Origin of the sequence: Chondrinema litorale, from assembly GCF_026250525.1 — a bacterium.
GTDB classification, from domain to species: Bacteria; Bacteroidota; Bacteroidia; order Cytophagales; family Flammeovirgaceae; genus Chondrinema; species Chondrinema litorale.
The window spans coordinates 38,643-57,436 of record NZ_CP111046.1 but is presented as its reverse complement, the minus strand read 5'-3'; the positions used below and the strand labels follow the sequence as shown (position 1 = coordinate 57,436).

At 33.5% G+C, this 18,794-nt stretch carries 15 protein-coding genes; 5 read left to right on the top strand and 10 right to left on the bottom strand.

Annotation, left to right across the window (positions count from 1 at the left end; translation table 11 throughout):
- Positions 1-49: 49 nt before the first annotated feature.
- The 6 genes from OQ292_RS25205 to OQ292_RS25180 all read right to left on the bottom strand — a co-directional run bounded on the left by OQ292_RS25205 (position 50) and on the right by OQ292_RS25180 (position 8,317).
- Positions 50-394: a hypothetical protein gene (locus OQ292_RS25205; protein ID WP_284686952.1), complete on the bottom strand. Its 345-nt coding sequence runs from the start codon at positions 392-394 to the stop codon at positions 50-52.
- A gap of 291 nt (positions 395-685) precedes the next feature.
- A complete protein-coding gene (locus OQ292_RS25200) occupies positions 686-1,186 on the bottom strand; it encodes a hypothetical protein (protein ID WP_284686951.1) in 501 nt (166 codons plus the stop codon).
- Positions 1,187-1,449: 263 nt separating this feature from the next.
- Complete coding sequence (locus tag OQ292_RS25195; RefSeq protein WP_284686950.1) at positions 1,450-1,893, bottom strand: hypothetical protein; 444 nt, start codon at positions 1,891-1,893, stop codon at positions 1,450-1,452.
- A 370-nt stretch (positions 1,894-2,263) separates the two neighbouring features.
- Positions 2,264-3,799, bottom strand: a complete 1,536-nt coding sequence (locus OQ292_RS25190) for an alkaline phosphatase D family protein (protein ID WP_284686949.1) — start codon at positions 3,797-3,799, stop codon at positions 2,264-2,266.
- 240 nt (positions 3,800-4,039) lie between these two features.
- Positions 4,040-4,858: a hypothetical protein gene (locus OQ292_RS25185; RefSeq protein ID WP_284686948.1), complete on the bottom strand. Its 819-nt coding sequence runs from the start codon at positions 4,856-4,858 to the stop codon at positions 4,040-4,042.
- Positions 4,859-5,035: 177 nt separating this feature from the next.
- Complete coding sequence (locus OQ292_RS25180; RefSeq protein WP_284686947.1) at positions 5,036-8,317, bottom strand: WD40/YVTN/BNR-like repeat-containing protein; 3,282 nt, start codon at positions 8,315-8,317, stop codon at positions 5,036-5,038.
- 333 nt (positions 8,318-8,650) lie between these two features.
- Here OQ292_RS25180 and OQ292_RS25175 point away from each other — a divergent pair, with 333 nt between their 5' ends.
- From OQ292_RS25175 to arsB, 3 genes are all read left to right on the top strand, one after another.
- The gene (locus tag OQ292_RS25175) at positions 8,651-10,429 is read left to right on the top strand and encodes a purple acid phosphatase family protein (protein ID WP_284686946.1); all 1,779 of its coding nucleotides are present in this window, start codon (positions 8,651-8,653) and stop codon (positions 10,427-10,429) included.
- A gap of 218 nt (positions 10,430-10,647) precedes the next feature.
- Positions 10,648-11,262 carry a low molecular weight phosphatase family protein gene (locus tag OQ292_RS25170; protein ID WP_284686945.1) on the top strand — a complete coding sequence of 205 codons (615 nt, stop codon included), beginning with the start codon at positions 10,648-10,650 and terminating at the stop codon, positions 11,260-11,262.
- A gap of 19 nt (positions 11,263-11,281) precedes the next feature.
- A complete protein-coding gene (gene arsB / locus OQ292_RS25165; protein WP_284686944.1) occupies positions 11,282-12,316 on the top strand; it encodes an ACR3 family arsenite efflux transporter in 1,035 nt (344 codons plus the stop codon).
- Between the two features lie 106 nt (positions 12,317-12,422).
- Here the strand turns inward: arsB and OQ292_RS25160 are convergent, their stop codons facing one another.
- The 3 genes from OQ292_RS25160 to OQ292_RS25150 all read right to left on the bottom strand — a co-directional run bounded on the left by OQ292_RS25160 (position 12,423) and on the right by OQ292_RS25150 (position 15,743).
- Positions 12,423-13,487 carry a zinc-binding metallopeptidase family protein gene (locus OQ292_RS25160; RefSeq protein WP_284686943.1) on the bottom strand — a complete coding sequence of 355 codons (1,065 nt, stop codon included), beginning with the start codon at positions 13,485-13,487 and terminating at the stop codon, positions 12,423-12,425.
- 178 nt (positions 13,488-13,665) lie between these two features.
- Positions 13,666-14,127, bottom strand: a complete 462-nt coding sequence (locus tag OQ292_RS25155) for a hypothetical protein (protein ID WP_284686942.1) — start codon at positions 14,125-14,127, stop codon at positions 13,666-13,668.
- Positions 14,128-14,273: 146 nt separating this feature from the next.
- On the bottom strand, positions 14,274-15,743 hold the full coding sequence (locus OQ292_RS25150) for a potassium/proton antiporter (protein ID WP_284686941.1): 1,470 nt from the start codon (positions 15,741-15,743) through the stop codon (positions 14,274-14,276).
- 259 nt (positions 15,744-16,002) lie between these two features.
- Between OQ292_RS25150 and OQ292_RS25145 the strand changes: the two genes are divergently transcribed.
- Positions 16,003-17,040, top strand: a complete 1,038-nt coding sequence (locus OQ292_RS25145; RefSeq protein ID WP_284686940.1) for an SDR family oxidoreductase — start codon at positions 16,003-16,005, stop codon at positions 17,038-17,040.
- The gene (locus OQ292_RS25140; RefSeq protein ID WP_284686939.1) at positions 17,037-17,870 is read left to right on the top strand and encodes a helix-turn-helix domain-containing protein; all 834 of its coding nucleotides are present in this window, start codon (positions 17,037-17,039) and stop codon (positions 17,868-17,870) included. Before OQ292_RS25145 ends, OQ292_RS25140 begins: the two co-directional genes overlap by 4 nt.
- Here the strand turns inward: OQ292_RS25140 and OQ292_RS25135 are convergent.
- Positions 17,856-18,731: a helix-turn-helix domain-containing protein gene (locus OQ292_RS25135; protein ID WP_284686938.1), complete on the bottom strand. Its 876-nt coding sequence runs from the start codon at positions 18,729-18,731 to the stop codon at positions 17,856-17,858. The two genes, OQ292_RS25140 and OQ292_RS25135, sit on opposite strands and share 15 nt — an antisense overlap.
- Positions 18,732-18,794 lie beyond the last annotated feature (63 nt).

Genomic DNA, 18,794 nt, shown 5'->3' with positions numbered 1-18,794 from the left:
TGTTACATGCTTGTTTGTTTAACCTATAAAATGCCACTGAAGAATGTACTTATTCTTTGGTTAGAAAATCTTTAGCGGCATTTTTGTCTTTAAAAAAAGCTAATTGTAATTGAAACAACTTAGATTTTTCAACTGTAGATTTTATTGTTCTATCTCTAACAGGATCTTCATTCGATAAAATGGCGACTTTTTGTGCTATAGATATCATTCTCTCCATAATCATAACAATAATCCATTTTTGGAGCTCGGGCTCAACTTTAAATTTAAACATCCTCTCATCTATCAAAATATTTTGTACTTTATAGATATTTTGGTATTGCAGAAATGTAAGAAATTCAGATTGGTATTGAGCGGGTAATAATCTCTTACTAGCTGGCATCCATACTATATCCATTAAGTTTAATGAGGATGAATAGCAAATTCTAACAAATGAACTCTTATAAATAATTGTCATAATTATTGAGTGGTTATAGTTTGGTATATGGTTCGTTTATACAAACATATAAACACTTTAGTAGCATATTTAAATATTGATATTTTTATAATTCTTTTGCAATTAGAGACAGTATATTTAAATATGATATTAGAATAGTTACATATAAAATTTATGAGAGATTTAATTTAAAACGTCTAATTAAATTATGAAAAATTAATTATAAATAGAAACATTTTCCATCTAAACTTTTTATGATACCTGTTTTTGATCTAAATAGCTGGAAAAATCTGTAAAGACATTATTATATAAAATAAGTACTTGTCTATTTGAAGGTATTATTTCACCATTTAAAAGCCAATTTTGAGCATCTACTTTGCTTTCAAAATATATTGTTTCTACATCTTGGAGATCCATTTGGGTAATTATTTTTTTTATAGCTATTTCCTGCAAAGATTCTTTGCTGTAAACTACTGCCATCTTTATTTTATTAGATTTTTTTAGCTGTTTGGTATTGATGATAGAATTTGCCCATTGCTCAATGTGTAATTCTCTTTGGAAATGAAATTGGCTTTCATCAACTATTAGTTTATCGAAATTGTAATTTTGTGCAATTGATAGATTAGTAAGAAATTCAGATTTGAACTGGTTCTCATTCATACTTTCTGTTTTCTTAAGCCAAGAAATTTCTAATAGTTTTAATTTATCAGAATATTCAATTTTATTGAAGGAGCTTTCATAAATGTTTTTCATAATAGTATTGGTTAAAGTCTAAAGTGAAATTAATGTATAGTAATTATTGCTTCAAAGATTTTCAGGGTTGACTCTATATATAACAAAGAGTTAAATATGAAATTGAGAAGATGTTCTTACATTAATAGTTATTTAAGCAAATGCTATATTCAATCTTTAGCTCTGCTTTGGGAAGTTATATATAATTTAAAAGGACAAAAGGTTATCAATAGATTTAGATTCAATAAAAGTGAATTATATTATAGTGATATTAGAATAAAAATTTAAATACATTCAAAAGCAAGTTGAGAATGAGTAATCCAACCCATTGCTTCTTCAGTTGAATCAAAATACTGAAAAGTACTGTTTTGTGTTTCTACTTCGCAAATGGAATGACAAACATTAAAAGAGTGGTAATCATCAGAATGCTTTAAAATGCCAACTGTTTTTTTCAAATGGGAAAGTCTTTCTTTATAAAACTGATAGAAGCATAATTTTATATCCAGTTTAGGTAGGTAAGAAAAGTTACTTTCATTAATAAAGATTCTATCATAATTACAGTTATTCGCTATCTTAACTAATTCTAAGAGTTCTTTTTTTAACTGATTGTTGTTCATCTGATTGATACCAGATAGCCAAGTTATAGATAATATATTGTATTTATCACAAAATTTGATTCTCAAAAATCGACTCTCAAATATTATTTTAGAAGCATTGATATTTACCATGTTAATCGAGTTTAGATTGTTGTTTATACTTTGTTTTATTGTTAGTTTAATAGGCTTCTTTTAGAGATCATCAATTAGCTTTTTTTGCGTAAACTGAAAATCTTTATTTTTGATGAGCTTTTTCTATTTGAGCAATTAGCCCAATGTTGTAGCCTTTTAATGTTTATAAAACCTTTAATTTTGAATATTAAAGTAGATAGGTGAAAGAATTTAAAACTTATTTGCAAACTTTATCTAATACTCCATCAACATATTGAAAAAATTCAATTTACCAGTATTTTTATAAGTTAAATCTCTGTATAATTCAATATTATATTGTTGGTAAAGTACAATTTGATTTTAGGCTTTTTAATAATCTACTTATTAGATTTCAAGGTACAAGCCTCTCGTATGGTAGTTTGAGTTCTTCTAAAACTTTTCCAAATTCATCTACTAACCTGAAAGTTACAAATGTATCTTTACTTTTTGTATCGAATGTAAACTCTCCAAAAGCTATAACTTCTGTTCCATCATAACCAAATAATTGATGAGTAGTATCTTTGGCCATTCCTGCTGGACCTGGCACACCGCCAAGCGTACCAGCTTCAAATTCATAAAATTCAAAACCGGTTGACCGAGGAATGGTAAATCCACGTGCACCATGTCGATCACCACTTAAAAATATAACTCCCGGAATCTTTTCCGATTCGATTAATTTGAATATCTCTTCACGAGCAAGCGTATCCCAAGTACCCCACGAATCTTTGCCATTACTGATGTAATCACTCCACATTGTTCCACTAGAAATTAACTTAAACGGCGACTTAGATTTTTTTAATCTTTCTATTAACCAATTTAATTGCTCTATTCCTAGGTAAGAGCCGTATTCACCTCGTTTACTATTTTCCCTACAAGAGCGTGAATCTAGCATAATTACTTCCACTGGACCAATAACAGTATTAAAATAGATACCTGAGCCTTCAAAATTGGGGTTATTCCAGTTTTGAAACCATATTTCACGAAGTGCATCCCTATCAGTAGTATTGAAGCCCTCAGGAATTCCAGCTTTATCATTATTAAAATAATCATGATCATCCCAGCAACTGTATAAAGGTATATTCGCAGCTAGTTGAATCCATGGTTTAGAAATATCGCGAAGGAGATAATCTGATCGATGCATATTTACCTTATTGTCTCTGTCATCTACGGCATTATCCCCCAATAGCATCATTGCTTGTGGTTTTCTTTTTAGAATCGTATTGATAAGGTTTGGGTTGTGTAAACCAATTTTATGAAAATCTGAGCCGAATGTTAAACGAAATATACCTTTTTGTTCTGTATCAGGTGGAGTTTTAAAACTACCTCCTGCAATCTTATTTTCATTAGTATAGATAGCATAATTGTATTCTGTATCAGCAGCTAATCCAGTTATTTCGATTCTTTGTTCAATACCTGGTTCAGGAGAGTTTTTTAAATACGATTTATATTCTGTACTGTTAGATTTATTCACTTTAATTTCTAATGATTTTGAAGTTGATGGACGTAACCAAATAGTTAATCCATTTTTATCCAATTTACCTAACAAAGGTCCTCCCATAAGAGCCAAATTATTATTTTGAGCACTCTCTAATATCAATGGATTAGTAAAGTTAGCATTAGGATTTTCATAAAAAACATCCCGTGCTTCTAGGTAAAAGTTTCTTATGTTTTGAGGCAGAGGAGTATAACTATCTAATAACATTGTATCAATTTCCAAATCGCCTATATGTGCTTGCGGGAGTGTAACTTTATGTGTAATTGAGATTTGAGAACTGCTATCAATAACAGTAATTTCACTATTTTTACCAGATTTATGATCGGTGCAACTTAGTAAGGTAAAAAAACTCATACCCATAAGTAAATAGCTCCATTGAATTTGCTTAATCATGATATAAGATCATTTAGGTAACTTTATTTGTTGAATTGTCTTAGATACCAACTCTTTATATCAATTTATAAAAATTCATTTCTCATACCACTTAATCTTAGCCACAAAGTTAAATACTATAGATGGTTCAGGATAAAAGATAACTGGATTGAAAGGTCAGGATTCTTCTACTTAACATAACGTAACTTAAGTACACTTAATAAATCCCTGTAAAACAGATGGTTAAATAACAAAAACCTTTCATTCTTCAATTAAAAAAAAGGGATCGTAAAATTCTTCTTTGTAATTGTAATATGGATACCACCATAAGAAAAGCTCAGGATTTGGAATATTGGCGGTTAGATTTAAGATTTCTTTATAGTGACGATTATTTTTAATGGGAATATCAATGATATCTTTAAGTGATAAATCTCTGATATTTGTATAATCTTTTTCATTTAGTATTCTGATTTTCTCTTTAACTTTTCCTTTCTTATGTTGTACTTTAATGTCATGTATCATATTTGCATCTAAAAACCCGATCTTTCTTTCTACTCTTAGGTTTTTATCTAGCATCATTACGTGCTTAATATTTGAATAATCAGTTTTTAATGGATTTTTAGGGTTAACTGATTCGTGTAATTCTATAAAGAAGTTTTTTTTGAGGTGCATATCATAGATAAAAAAGCCTATGTCTTCACTATAGTAGATTGTAAAGGTATTATCAAGCGGGAAAACAGCTGTGTACAAAATATAATTATCAGAATAATACATTTCTAGTAGATAGCTTTTTTTAGTATCTGTACTATCAATGTATTCCATACAATATAGCTGTTCATCAAAAAAACGCAGGCTAAAATAGCTCATTTGTTCATCTATAATTTTACCATGCTCAAACTTATCGTAGTTGAATGAATTTACATTTAGAATTTTATTGGGAGTATCTGTTTTAACTATTTTGATTTTTTCTGTATAAATATCATATAACTGCTCAATATTTAATTCACTATGCTGCGCATACAAATTCTGAGTAAAGAACATTATCAGCAAAGCTGAAAAAATAGTATAGATTTTATACATGTATGGTTATTTTTATCACAAAGGCATAGTTACCTTTAAAATCAAAGTAAGATACTCACCTTTCTTTTTAGATCACTTAATGGCAAGAATTAATTCTTTTTTATGATATAAAAAAACAGGTTTATGAAACCTAATATCAAATTTCATAAACCCATCAATATAATTATTAGAAAGTAACTATCTCATTTTTCTACCGGGTGTCCATGGAGCGCCAGCTTTCTCTAGTTCTTCTCCAAAGCTTTCCAATTCAGTTAGATAAGATTTTAAATCTGCTTGAAAAGTTTTAAAATCACCTTCTGCTAAATCTATATTATGCTTTTGTGTTTCTGTCGGATTTTGACGAGTATCCCAATGCCCGCTGATTACTCCACCAACACGAGACATCATAGAAGGTGAAGTAGATTCGTTCATGCTTTGTCTTACTCGATCTCCATATAAGCTCACACGCAATGTATTCAGTTTATCTTCCAAGTCATTAATTTTTTGGAAAAGAGCCTGACTTGCTGTTGGTGTTTTCATTAAAGCTGCTTGCATATATCGTAGACTTTCACTCGCCTCACCTATTTTATTGCTAGTCACAATCAATTGCCTGTAAAGCTCAGAAGTTTTTTGTTGAAAAGCAGTAACAGCACTAAAATCAGTACCTGATGCACCTGTATCTAATGGCTTTACAGTAAATGTTTGCGCCTCTCCTTTTTCTGTAAGTGTACCTTTATCAAGAACAAATAATTTTACAGTATACTCTCCCGGTGCAGCAAGTGGACCTTTAGCTTCACCTGCCCAAGGTGGTATAAAATCTGGCACTACCAAATCGATAGCTTCTGGCGATGGCAAACGCAAATCCCAGCTAATTCTATGTAAACCTTTTTGCTTACTTCCTTCTAGCCATCTAATTGAGTTTCCTTTTGCATCTGTTACTTGTAATAAAACTCGTGCACCTTTTTCTTTGGCTTCATCGCTTAGTCTATCCCAACCCGGAAACGGAACATTTGCATTTTGTTTGGTCAAAGTTTTCTCAGATTGTTTACGCTGCTCTTTCAAGCTTTTTGGTAAATCATTAATATAATAAGTGAAAGTGGCACCAAAATCAGGATTATCGGTAGCAAAACTGGTAGTACCCAAAGTAGGCATTCCTTTCGCTTGCATGGGTTCGTTAGGAATATACCACCAAGCATCTCTTACAGAAAATATGGTACTTTCTCCTGATGACGCAACAGTTGACAAGTTTCTCAATACTGAATAATCATCCAACACATAAAAACCTCTACCGAACGATGCACCGACTAAGTCATTATCTCTTTTATGTAATTCCAAATCTCTAAAAGGAATAGTTGGAACACCACCACTCAATTTTATCCAATTGGTTCCTTTGTTTGGAGAGAAATAAATGCCGTATTCAGTACCGATGAACAGTAAATTTTCATCGATGTGGTCTTGCTTAATTACCCAAACTATCGTATTTGCTGGTAAATCTCCAACTATAGATTTCCAAGTACGACCACGATCTGAACTCATAAACATGAATGTGGTATAATCTCCAAACTTATGAGCATCTGCTAAAGCAAACACCGTATTTTCGTTGTGGCTAGAAGCTTCCACATCATTAATAAATGAACGAGCAGGTACTTTTGGAAGCACTCCACTTTTACGCCAATTTTGGCCGCCATCTTCGCTTATATTAATTAGTCCATCATCAGAACCAGTATATAATAATCCCTTTACCAAAGGAGATTCTGAAATGGAAGTTAAAGTAGCATATAAAGACATTGCACCATTATCATACAAAGCTTCGGTACTCCAAACTCGACCCATCATTTCTAATTCGTAGCGATTGGTATTTGTGGTTAAATCTTCGCTAATTGGTGTCCATGAATTACCTTGATCTTCACTTTTCCAAACTCGCTGAGAGCCGTAATACAAGCGATTATGATTATGCGGGCTGACTAAAATTGGGCTATCCCAGTTCCAACGTTCTGGTGGATCGTTTGGCTCAGGTTGTGGTTTAATAAAGAGTAACTCGTGCGTTCTCTTGTCATATTTATTGAGGCTACCACCTTGTATTTCTATATAAGCAATATTATCATCTTCGGGATCAAAAGCATTATCGTAACCATCTGCACCTAATGGCACACTCCAATCTTGGTTTCTAACACCTTCAGTATTCGTCGTTCTTGATGGACCAATTAATGTTCCCAAGTCTTGTGCTCCACCAACTATATTGTAAAATGGCAACGAATTGTCTAACGATAATTTATAAAATTGAGAAATAGGTAAGTTTGGAAAATGTCGCCAAGTAATTCCTTCATCGTAAGTTTCGTATAAACCTCCATCAGAACCACCAATTAAATGCTTGCCATTGTCTGGATCGATCCAAAGCGCATGGTTATCACTGTGTTTTTCTCTACCAGTACCTAAATAATCAAACTTATTTCCTCCATCTCTTGTAACATGGAAAAACACATCCATTTGATACACCAAATCTTCGTTTTGCGGAGAAGCTTCAATTTCTTGATAATAATGAGGGCCTGTGCCTCCAGAAGTATAGCTATTGCGTTTCTCCCAGCTTTCTCCTTTATCTATGGATCTGTAAAAACCTTTTTCTGAGTTGTCTGCCTCAATGGTTGCATATACCAAACTAGGATTCGCTGGAGTTACAGCTAGTCCGATTTTACCCATGTCACCATTTGGCAAACCTGTTTCTACTTCACTCCAAGTAGTACCATTGTCTGTAGATTTATAGATACCAGATTTTGGTCCACCTGAAAGCAAAGACCAAGTATGTCTGCGTCTTTGGTAAGCGGCAGCATACAAAACATCTGGGTTAGAAGGATCAAATTCAACATCAGTTACACCTGTGTTTTCATCAATATTTAAAACCAATTGCCATGTTTTACCACCATCTCCACTTTTATAAAGGCCTCTATCTCCGCCAGAAGACCATAAAGGGCCTTCAGCAGCAACAAAAACCACATTGCTATTTCTTGGATCTACTAATATTTTGCTTATGTGTTCAGATTTTTTAAGCCCCATATTATTCCAAGTCTTGCCTCCGTTGGTACTTTTATAAATACCATCTCCCCAGCCAACGTGTCTTCCACTCACATTTTCACCGGTACCTACCCAAACAATTTCTGTGTTATTAGGGTCAATAGTAAAAGTTCCAATTGAATAAGATGATTGATCTTCGAAAACGGGTTGCCAAGTAATGCCACTGTTTGAGGTTTTCCAAACACCACCGGAGCCAACAGCTACATACCAAGTGCTTTTATCAGTGGGGTTTACAGCAATATCTGCAATTCTCCCTCCCATTAAAGCAGGTCCTATACTTCTCAATTTTAGACCTTTTGCTGCTTCAGAAGTGGAGGCTACATTTATCGTTTGCGCATTAATTTTTGGGGTAAAAGAAAAATAGGAAACAACCACTAAAAGAGCAGTTACAATTTTTGTTTTTAGTATCATGGATTGTGTAGTAAGTAATTTAATTGATCATTTAAAGCTAGTTTTTTATTGATTAAAACAAATTCATATCCCTATAAAAACGAATTGTGTAAAGATAAAAGACTCGCATTCGAATGCAATAGGATATTGTATGAAACTAGAATCTATAGGACAATTTCATCATTAGAAATTCAAAATACTGAAGACTCACATTAAGGCAATATTACTTTTTGCTTGAATAGATAAATGAAAATTGTCTTTAGTAGTCCATTCAATTCTGAGAGAAGTATTAAAGGTAAATATTGAGCTTATATAAACATCTAAGTACTAAAACAAATAATTAGCAAACACCTCATGATGAACAAAATTAGAATAATTGTAATTGGGATTTTAACATTTACCGTAACTAGCTGTGAGCAAAAAATCTCAAAAACAAATTCGCTGTCAGATACTATGGATGGCATCTTAACCAGATTTTATTCAGAGTTTACACCAGAAGAATTAAATAAAGCAAAACCAGAATTTATTCTCAACAACATACTTCCGGAAGAGCGAAAAGCATTTACTAGCAAATATTGGTATTTTGATGTAAATGTGCCTGTAACTGTTTCTTTAATGCGACACGTAGGCCAAAAAATGATGCCATTCTGGATTGAAGAAACTGGATTTAAAAAGACTGACCTCAAAGTAACAAATGAAGAATATACCTATGAAGTTTGGCGAAAAGAGTTTCCTGCTGGAAAAGTAGAGCTTGGTATAAGTGGCTTTGAAAACCATCGAACTCCATATTTTGTCTCTGTAGGTAAGGCTGATAAGAGCAATACTGAGGAACTGAAAATTACGAATATATTTCCTGCAACACAAGACCAACAAGCGATGGAGAAAGGCTCTCATGTGTATACTTGTTGGAGATTAGAAGTGCAAGAATTTCCAGAAGAACTAGCTGGTGACATTCTGCTAAGTAGCTATAGAGGTAGACCAAGAGAATCGCATATACTTGGCGCATTACGCGAAACTGAATTCCCTTCTTCAGCTAAGCCAGACCAAATCGCATTAACTTGGAGTGGAGATACTAAAACTTCTGTAGATGTTCAATGGCGTACTTCATTAGATATAAAAAGTGGTCTTGTAAAATATTGGAAAGCAGGAAACACAGATACTATAACTATTTCTTCGAGTGTGAAGGAATTATATGACCGATCTATTTACAATGAAAGCAGGGTAAATAGACACACTGTTCAAATTAGCAGTTTAGAACCTGGAACAACCTATAAATATTTAGTAGAATCTGATGGAAATAACTCAGAAACTGAAACTTTTAACACAGCGAGTGAAGACGATAAATTCTCTTTTATTTGGTTTGGAGACACACATCATTCTAAACAATGGGCTAATTTGTTAAAGCAAGCAGAGTCCAAACATCCCGAAGTGGCTTTTTATTCCATTGCTGGAGATTTGGTGGATAGCGGCCTTTATCGAGATGAGTGGGACGATATTTTTGGATTTACGGGTGATGTATTTTCTAGAAAACCACTGATGTCAGTTCCCGGTAACCACGACAATCAAGATGGGTTAGGTAATCAGCTTTATTACGAACTTTTGAGTTTTCCAATGAATGGCCCAGAAGGAGTTGACAAAGAATGTACCTATAGCTTTGAATACAAAAATGCCCTATTTCTTATGATCGATGCTACCCAAGAGCTAGATTCCATTACTCCTTGGATTGAAGAACAGCTTAAATCTTCAGACGCTACTTGGAAGTTTGCTATGTTTCATTTTCCGCCTTATAACTGGGAAGAACCTTATTATGATATTCAAGAAAAGTGGTGTCCAATTTTTGACAAATACCATGTTGATATGGTAATGTCTGGTCATATTCACTATTACATGCGCTCTAAACCGATGTTTAATGGCGAAGTGGTTGATAGTTTTAATAATGGAACTGCTTATGTAATTTCGACAGGTTTGCCTTCTAACCACGATAAAATGACAGATGAACCATATGCTGCCATACGAGATACTAAAAGCCAGTACTATCAAAAAATTGATATTAATGGAGGTCGATTCAAATTTTCATGCGTAAATGGTGATGGCATTGAAATAGATTCATTCGAAATAAATAAAGAAATTTAAGACAGAATATAGATCACTCCGAAAAGAGCTCATTCTACTTGTTCGGAGTGATTTTTTAGAATATTCTCCCCTATTTATAATTAGTGACTGACAATAGAATTATTATTCCAGCTGCGCTAATCAACTTAATCTTTAAAAATTATTAGCACAAATATGAAAAGCTTTTAATTATATCGTAATATTGCAATGTTACATAATTGATTAATAAAAGCATTGTAATGGAAACTCAACAACTTGAAAAATACATAGAGAGCATCAAATCAGAATTTGATCTAATTTCACAAAAAAGAAAAACTCTATTAGAACAATTGACAGCTTTTGTAACAACTAGCTTGCAAGACAAAGGCAAAGCCGATTTAATTTTGATATGTACGCATAATTCTAGAAGAAGTCATTTGTCTCAAGTTTGGGCGCAAGTAGCAGCATTTCATTATAATATTATAAATGTGCATGCTTATTCTGGCGGCACAGAGGCTACTGCCATGTACCCAATGGCAGCTCATGCACTCGAAAATGCCGGATTACAGATTAAGAAACTTTCTGAAGAGAACAATCCAGTTTATAGCATTAAGTATCATCCAGATGAACCTGCCATAATAGGATTTTCAAAAACTTACGATGATAGTTTTAATGCGCAAAACGGTTTTGCCGCTGTAATGACATGTACACATGCAGATGAAAACTGTCCTATAATTCCTACTGCTGCAAAAAGAATATCTCTTCCGTTTGAAGACCCAAAAGCATTTGATGGGACTCCTCAACAAGAAGAAAAATATATAGAGCGATGCAGAGACATCGCCAGAGAAATGTTTTACGCATTCTCTTTAGTATAGCTTAAATTCAAACCAAACAATGAAAAAGTTAAGTTTTTTAGATCAGTACCTCACGCTGTGGATATTTCTTGCCATGGCAATTGGGGTTTGCATAGGTTATTTATTTCCGTCAACTTCCAATCTAATCAATTCATTTAGTAGTGGAAGTACAAATATTCCTATAGCAATCGGTTTAATTTTGATGATGTATCCGCCACTGGCTAAGGTAAATTATAAGCTTTTGCCAAAGGTATTTAAAAATATAAAGATTCTATCCATCTCCTTGTTACTCAACTGGATTATTGGTCCAGTATTAATGTTCATTTTAGCACTTATCTTCTTGCAAGACTATCCAGAATATATGGTTGGTTTAATATTAATCGGACTTGCCAGATGTATTGCCATGGTTTTAGTTTGGAATGATCTTGCCGAAGGAAGTAGCGAATATGGAGCAGGCTTGGTTGCTCTAAATAGCATTTTTCAAGTATTTGCCTATAGCTTTTATGCTTGGTTGTTCATTACCAAATTACCACCTTTATTTGGTTTTGAAGGAGCAATAGTAGATATCTCTATTGGTGTTATAGCAGAAAGTGTAGCGATTTATTTAGGTATTCCATTTTTAGCTGGCTTATTGAGCCGAATAGTTTTAGTTAATTTAAAAGGAGAAGATTGGTATAAAACCAAATTTATTCCTTCTATCTCTCCGATGACATTAATCGCCTTACTTTTCACCATAGTTGTGATGTTCTCTTTAAAAGGTGAGTTAATTGTTCAAATCCCTATGGATGTGGTAAGAATAGCAATTCCGCTATTGTTTTACTTTGCTTCAATGTTTCTTATTGGTTTTTTTATAAGCAAAGCAATGGGAGCAGAATACGACAAGAATGCATCAATTGCTTTTACCGCTGCAGGTAATAATTTCGAATTAGCTATTGCTGTTGCCATTGCTGTTTTTGGCCTAAACTCTGGTCAAGCATTTACAGGTGTAATAGGCCCATTGGTTGAGGTGCCGGCTTTAATCTTACTCGTTAAAGTAGCTTTTTGGCTCAAGAAAAAATATTACAGTAGTATATAACCTAATATTCAATGTGTTAGGAAGGGATATTTGAATTAATTTAAAGGGAGTAGAAACTATTTAATATAGGATCTACTCATCTTTTTTATCGCCGATTTATTCTTGTTCAATTTAATCTGTTGGCACCGCAAACATCATGTATAAACTGTAGTTTATCTAGTACAGCTGGTGCAATTACAAAAGGATAAAAATCTATATGTCCCATGCTACGGTTAAGGCTATTTACGGCAAAAGTGAGTGGCAGCCACATATCCATAATCTGTTTAAAATCCTTTATGGTGTAAGGGTCTTGATAGATTTCAGTTTGCATTTTAGGGTTATCTCCAAGCTGAGTTGGATAAATATCTATACCAAAAGCATGTGCTGTTTCTAATGTATCCATCAAATGGAGATAATGTGCCCAAGTTTCTGCCCAGTCTTCCCACGAATGAGAAGTTGCATAAGGACTTATGTATGAATCATTCCAGTTTGCAACAGGTCCATTTTCATAATAGCTGTTTAGTGCCTCAGAATAATCTTGTCTTTCATCGCCAAAAAGCTGGCGATACTGATCTAAATAATTACTATCTTTTATTAGAACATCCCAATAATAGTGACCCACTTCATGGCGCATATGGCCTAGTAAAGTTCGATATTTTTCGCCAAGGTCGAGTTTATGCTGAACTCTTATGGCTTCATCAGCTTCTTCAATATTAATGGTTATTACACCATTGGCATGTCCAGTCATAATCCTCTTTCCTTTAGATGTATCAGACATAAAATCAAAAGCAAGTCCTTCTTCATCGTCAGGTTCGATTTTGGCATTTACCGGAACTTGCAAGCGAAGTAAAGAGTAAATTAGTCGGTGTTTGGCCAATTCTATTCGCTTCCATTTATCTAAATTACCATCGTGAGAGAGTTTGGGTATAGTTCTATTTAAAGAACAAGCAAGACAAAAAGGAGCCTGATCTGCCTTAACAAGCCAATTACAAGTACTATGGGAGGCATTTTCACAATAGTGATATTTCGCCTGATTATTAGTTACATCTGAAAAATCTACATTGTTTCTAGTTTCTAAAGTAACCATTGTCATTTGAATGGGATTAAACCCAATATTATGCTGGCATTTTAAACAAAGGGAATTCTCAAAGTAAAGCGCATTTCCACAATGTTTGCAATTATATAGTTTCAATTTTCATCTTGGTTTAAGTTTAATATAGAACATCTTGAATTGATGTATTAACTATTAAAATAGAAAAGCGTTTTAAAAATTTTCGCACTATTTATCAGTGAATCACGCTTAATTGAAAAATAGAATTAAGGGATTTGATTAATTAATTTAAAAGACATACACATTCTTTTCTTTAGTACTACTCACAGTCTATTTTCTTAATTGTGGCATTCAATCCTAATTCTGGATTTCCACCTACTATTACCGCTTTTTGATGATCAATATCAATCGTTATAGATGCAGTTTCTTCATTACCTTCTTGCATAAACTGATACTCAGCAATAATAATATTATCTTCTATTGTTCCAGTTAAACTTCCTTTTCTTTGATCTTTTTCTGCTGGCAACCAATTATACTCACCAGAAACTTGATCTCCATCAATCACTAAGTTAAGCTCTTGAATGTCTTTCATCATAGGATTATCTCGATATGGAAATACATTTTTATAGCAAATCTCACCTTCCAGCTTTGTCACTTGTGTTTTTTCTTGAACTTCCTCTTTATTCTCAGCACTCCGGCTCTGCTGGTTAGACTGGTTGCACGCTGTTATAAATAAGCCAGCAAAGAGGGTAAAAGTAGAAATGATTAGTTTGTTTAGCATTTGTGTTAAAGTTTTATAGTGGTTGAATTCTTTAAATATAACTAGCTCAAATAGTTACATAGCTTGATTTTTATTAATAATGTATACAACCTAGAACTTTGTAGGATTGTTTAGAACACCAAAAGCTGTAATTTCTAACAATTTATTTAAGCCTTTTCTAATTGAAGAGAAGCATAAACATTATCCAGAATCTCATGCTTATCGGTAAGTACCACCAACTTATCATTTACTTGCAGTTCGGTTGATCCATTTGGAGTAAGGTAATTTCCTTCCCGTTCAATCATAGCAATAATTGCATTTTTAGGGAACTTTAAGTCTACGATTTTTAAACCAATTACATTAGAATTCTCTTTTAGAATTATTTCCTTCATTATGGTTTTTGGGTGCTCAGCCAATAATTCGTCTGTTGGCGATAAAGGTTTGGCATTGTCTGGCAAGCCTACATTTAACCACTTGGCAACTAACGATAATGTAGTGCCTTGAATAAGCACAGAAGTTAGCGACACAAAGAAGACAATATTGAATATGATATTCGCCTTGTCTATTCCTGCTAGTAAAGGGTAAGTAGCGAAAACGATTGGAACAGCTCCACGCAAGCCCACCCAAGAGATATAAAACCTTCTTCTTAATTTCATTTTAAATGGAATTAAGGAGATAAACACGGCTAATGGTCGTGCGACTAAAATTAAAAATATTGAAATTAATAAGCCGATACCGATAAATGGGATCATCTGGAAAGGAAAAACCAATAAACCCAAGGTAAGGAATAATACGATCTGCATCAACCAAGCGAGTCCGTCAAACATCCGCATGATTGTATTCTTATGTATCAGGTTTTGATTTCCTAGAAAAACTGAGCAGATATAAATGGCAAGAAAACCATTACCTCCAATTGCATCTGTAAATGAAAAAGTAATGAACATTAAAGAGATGGTGAGCACCGGATATAAACCTTCAAAATCTAGTTTGATTCGGTTGATCACAAACTTACTCAGTTTACCAAAAAGAAAGCCAGCGACTCCACCAATTGCCATTTGCAATAAAAATAGTGTGATAATAGAAAATATACCCTTTTCAGGATTTTGAACTAGTGAAAGAAAAGCGATGGTAAGTACATAAGCCATTGGGTCGTTACTACCACTTTCTAATTCGAGTGTTGGTCTCAGGTTTTTCTTTAATGCAAGATTTTTACCTCTCAAAATTGAGAAGACTGCAGCAGCATCTGTAGATGAAACAATGGCACCTAACAACAAACTTTCGTACAAGCTAAAATCCGTAATTAAGTATACAAAATAACCGAGGCCAAGTGCTGTGAGTAAAACTCCAATTGTAGATAAAGCAATACCCTCTTTGAGTACAGGTTTTACAGACGACCAGCTTGTATCTAATCCACCAGAAAACAGAATGAAATTAAGCGAAACTACCCCAATAAATTGAGCTATTTGCGGATTGTCGAAGTATATACCACCAATGCCATCTGAGCCGGCAAGCATACCAATTGTAAGAAAAAGTAATAGTGTTGGTATTCCAAAGCGATAACTGGTTTTACCTGCAATAATACTTATCAGAAGCAATACAGAGCCAATTAAGATGATATTTTCTATGGTGATATTCATTGTTAGTTTGTGCTGGTTGTTCGACTGTTAATAATTTACATGTAAAAATAGCTTAATATATTTCAATAATTCTATTTGATCAGAAATGCTTTTGCAGAAGTCAAAAAATAAGTTAATGAAAGAGCAGGAACACTTTATTAGCATAGATAAGTTCCTCAAAATTTGGACTTCTCAATAAAGTAAATTTGGACCACCCAATAAAACAGTCACATCCATAAAATTCGAACTTTGCATTATTAATTAATCAAATATTTTAGTAATGAAAAATTCAGAATTAGTATTAGTTACCGGAGGTACTGGCTTTGTAAGTATGCAAATTATCTTTCAATTATTACAAAAAGGGTATCAGGTAAGAACAAGTCTTCGCAGTATAAGTAAAAAGGATGGAATAATTAACACACTTAAATCTCAAGGAATTTCTTCTCTTGATAATCTGTCTTTTGTAGAAACAGAATTAACTAAAGATGATAATTGGGTAGAAGCTATGAAAGGTTGCAAATATGTTTTAAGTGTGGCCTCTCCGGTATTTTTTGAAGTGCCAAAGAATGAAAAAGAAGCGATTAAACCAGCAGTAGAAGGCATACTTCGGGTTTTAAGATTCGCAAAAAAAGAAGGTGTTAAACGCGTAGTAATGACCTCTAACTTTGGTGCAGTTGGTTTTAGCCAAACAGACAAAAACATACAAACCACAGAGACCGATTGGACAAACCCGAATGAAAAAGGATTATCTATTTATGAGAAATCTAAAACTTTAGCAGAAAAAGCCGCTTGGGACTTTATTAAAAAAGAGGGAGAAGGTTTAGAGTTTGCCACCATTAATCCTGTAGCGATATTAGGCCCTTCGCTAAATACGCATACTTCTGGCAGTTTTAATATTTTGAAGCATCTTTTAGATGGCTCGATGAAAGCCGTTCCGAACATTCCACTAAACATTGTTGATGTAAGAGATGTGGCAGACTTACATATTCGAGCCATGAAAAATCCAAATGCAAATGGGCAGCGCTTTATCGCCAGTGCTGATGGACAAATTTCTATGCCAGAAATCGCTACATTCATTAAAACTGAAATGCCCGAAATAGCCAAAGACACACCGAGCAAAACAGTACCAAACTGGGTATTAAAAGCAGCAGCTCTATTTAATGCCAGAGCTAAAGAAGGTTCGCTTCTTTTAAAAGTAAATCGTTATGTTAGCAATGCTAAAGCCAAAAATATTTTAGGTTGGTCGCCAATTGCCAGTCAAGAAGAAGCTATTTTAGCAGCATTGCAAAGTTTGATTAAATATGAAATTGTGAAATGAGAGCTATTGCAAAAGACACAAAATCAAGAATTTTAAAAGAGCAGTTTATTCCAGATCATGTCTTTATTTACATTGCCAAAGGAGGTATTAGCTTTTTTGATGGGAATAAAACATATATATTAAATGCAGGTGATGGATGTATTGCCAGAAAAAATCAATTAGCGAAATTCATCTTATTAGAAAGCGAAGATGAGTTTGAACCAATCATCTTTTGCTTTGAAGAAGCGTTTCTTCGCACATTTCAACAAAAACATAAAACTCAATCAAGTTCATTTAAAACTAATGATGCTTTTATAGAAATCCGTAAGACTGATTTGATGGATAATTTCATCCTTTCATTAAAGCCATATTACAAAGGTATAATGGAATTAGACGAAGCCTTCCAAGATTTGAAGTACGAAGAATTATTAATCATTCTACTCAAACAAGACCCCGATCTTGCAGCAGTTTTCTTCGATTTTGGCATTCCCGAAAAAATCAATCTGGAAGCCTTTATGAACAAAAATTTCAAATTTAATGTGAGTATTAAGCGGTTTGCTTTTCTAACAGGTCGAAGTTTATCTTCTTTTAAAAGAGATTTTAAAGCCATTTTCAACGATTCGCCGAGCCATTGGCTAGTTAAAAGAAGATTACAAGAGGCTTATCTACTCATTGAGCAAAAAAATGAAAAACCATCAGATATTTATCTCGACTTGGGTTTTGAGAGTATATCTCATTTCTCAGTGGCTTTTAAAAAATGTTTGGGCTGTCACCATCAGAGCTTACTATTAAAAAATGAATCAGTTAAGAGTCACATTCCATACAGACAAAATAGCTTAAGTCTTTCTTAAACTTTGAGGATTTTTGCCAACTCGTTGCTTAATAAATCTAGTAAAGTATTGAGTGGTTTCGAAACCCATTTGGTGTGCAATTTCCTTTACTTGCATATCAGAATACTTAAGCAACTCAAGTGATTTTGATAGTTTCAAATTCAGGAAGTATTTCTTGGGAGAAAAGCCTGTATAACTGGTAAATAATTGTCTAAACAAAGAGTAGCTCATGCCTACTTCAGTAGCAATTTCTTCTAGGTTAAAAGACAAATTAATCCGATTATGCATCAGAGTTATGGCATGTTGCAATTGCCTTTCTTTCTGTGTGCTTTTGAACTGATAGTTTTTTAAAGCATTGGTAAAAAGTCCTGCTAAATAAAAAACACCTCCAGCCAGACTATTAGAAAATCCACTGGTTTTGCTTTCTGCCACTCTTGTAAGTTCATGAAATAAGTTAATAATTCGCTCATCGATTCCTATTTGGTGTATCGGATTCGAAGGGTTTATGCTTTCATTATGCAAAAAATGTAAATTGCCAGAAGCACGAAATCCCACCCAATGTTCGTCCCATCCGGTATTAAATGCAGGCTTGTATCTATGCCAAACTTTGGGGTAAACTACAAAAAAAGTTCCGGCAGTTACTTTGCATTGTTCGCCTCCTTCAAACTCGAAAATGCCCTTGCCATTGCTAATATACACTAACTGATAATGATCTAATCGTCTACCATACTCCCAATCAAAATAGTAACCAGAAGGATGCATCGGTTTGGGATATTTGGTATTGAGTGGAACCTTACCAGAACCAATGTCTAACACTTTTATTCCCATAAAATCTTCCGTATCAGAAGAAGCAAAGTATTCTAAGAAATTTTTACCGATCATATTTTGTCAGAAAGTATAACTAAAATATCATTTTTTATCTCTATTTCAAGCATATCAAAATAA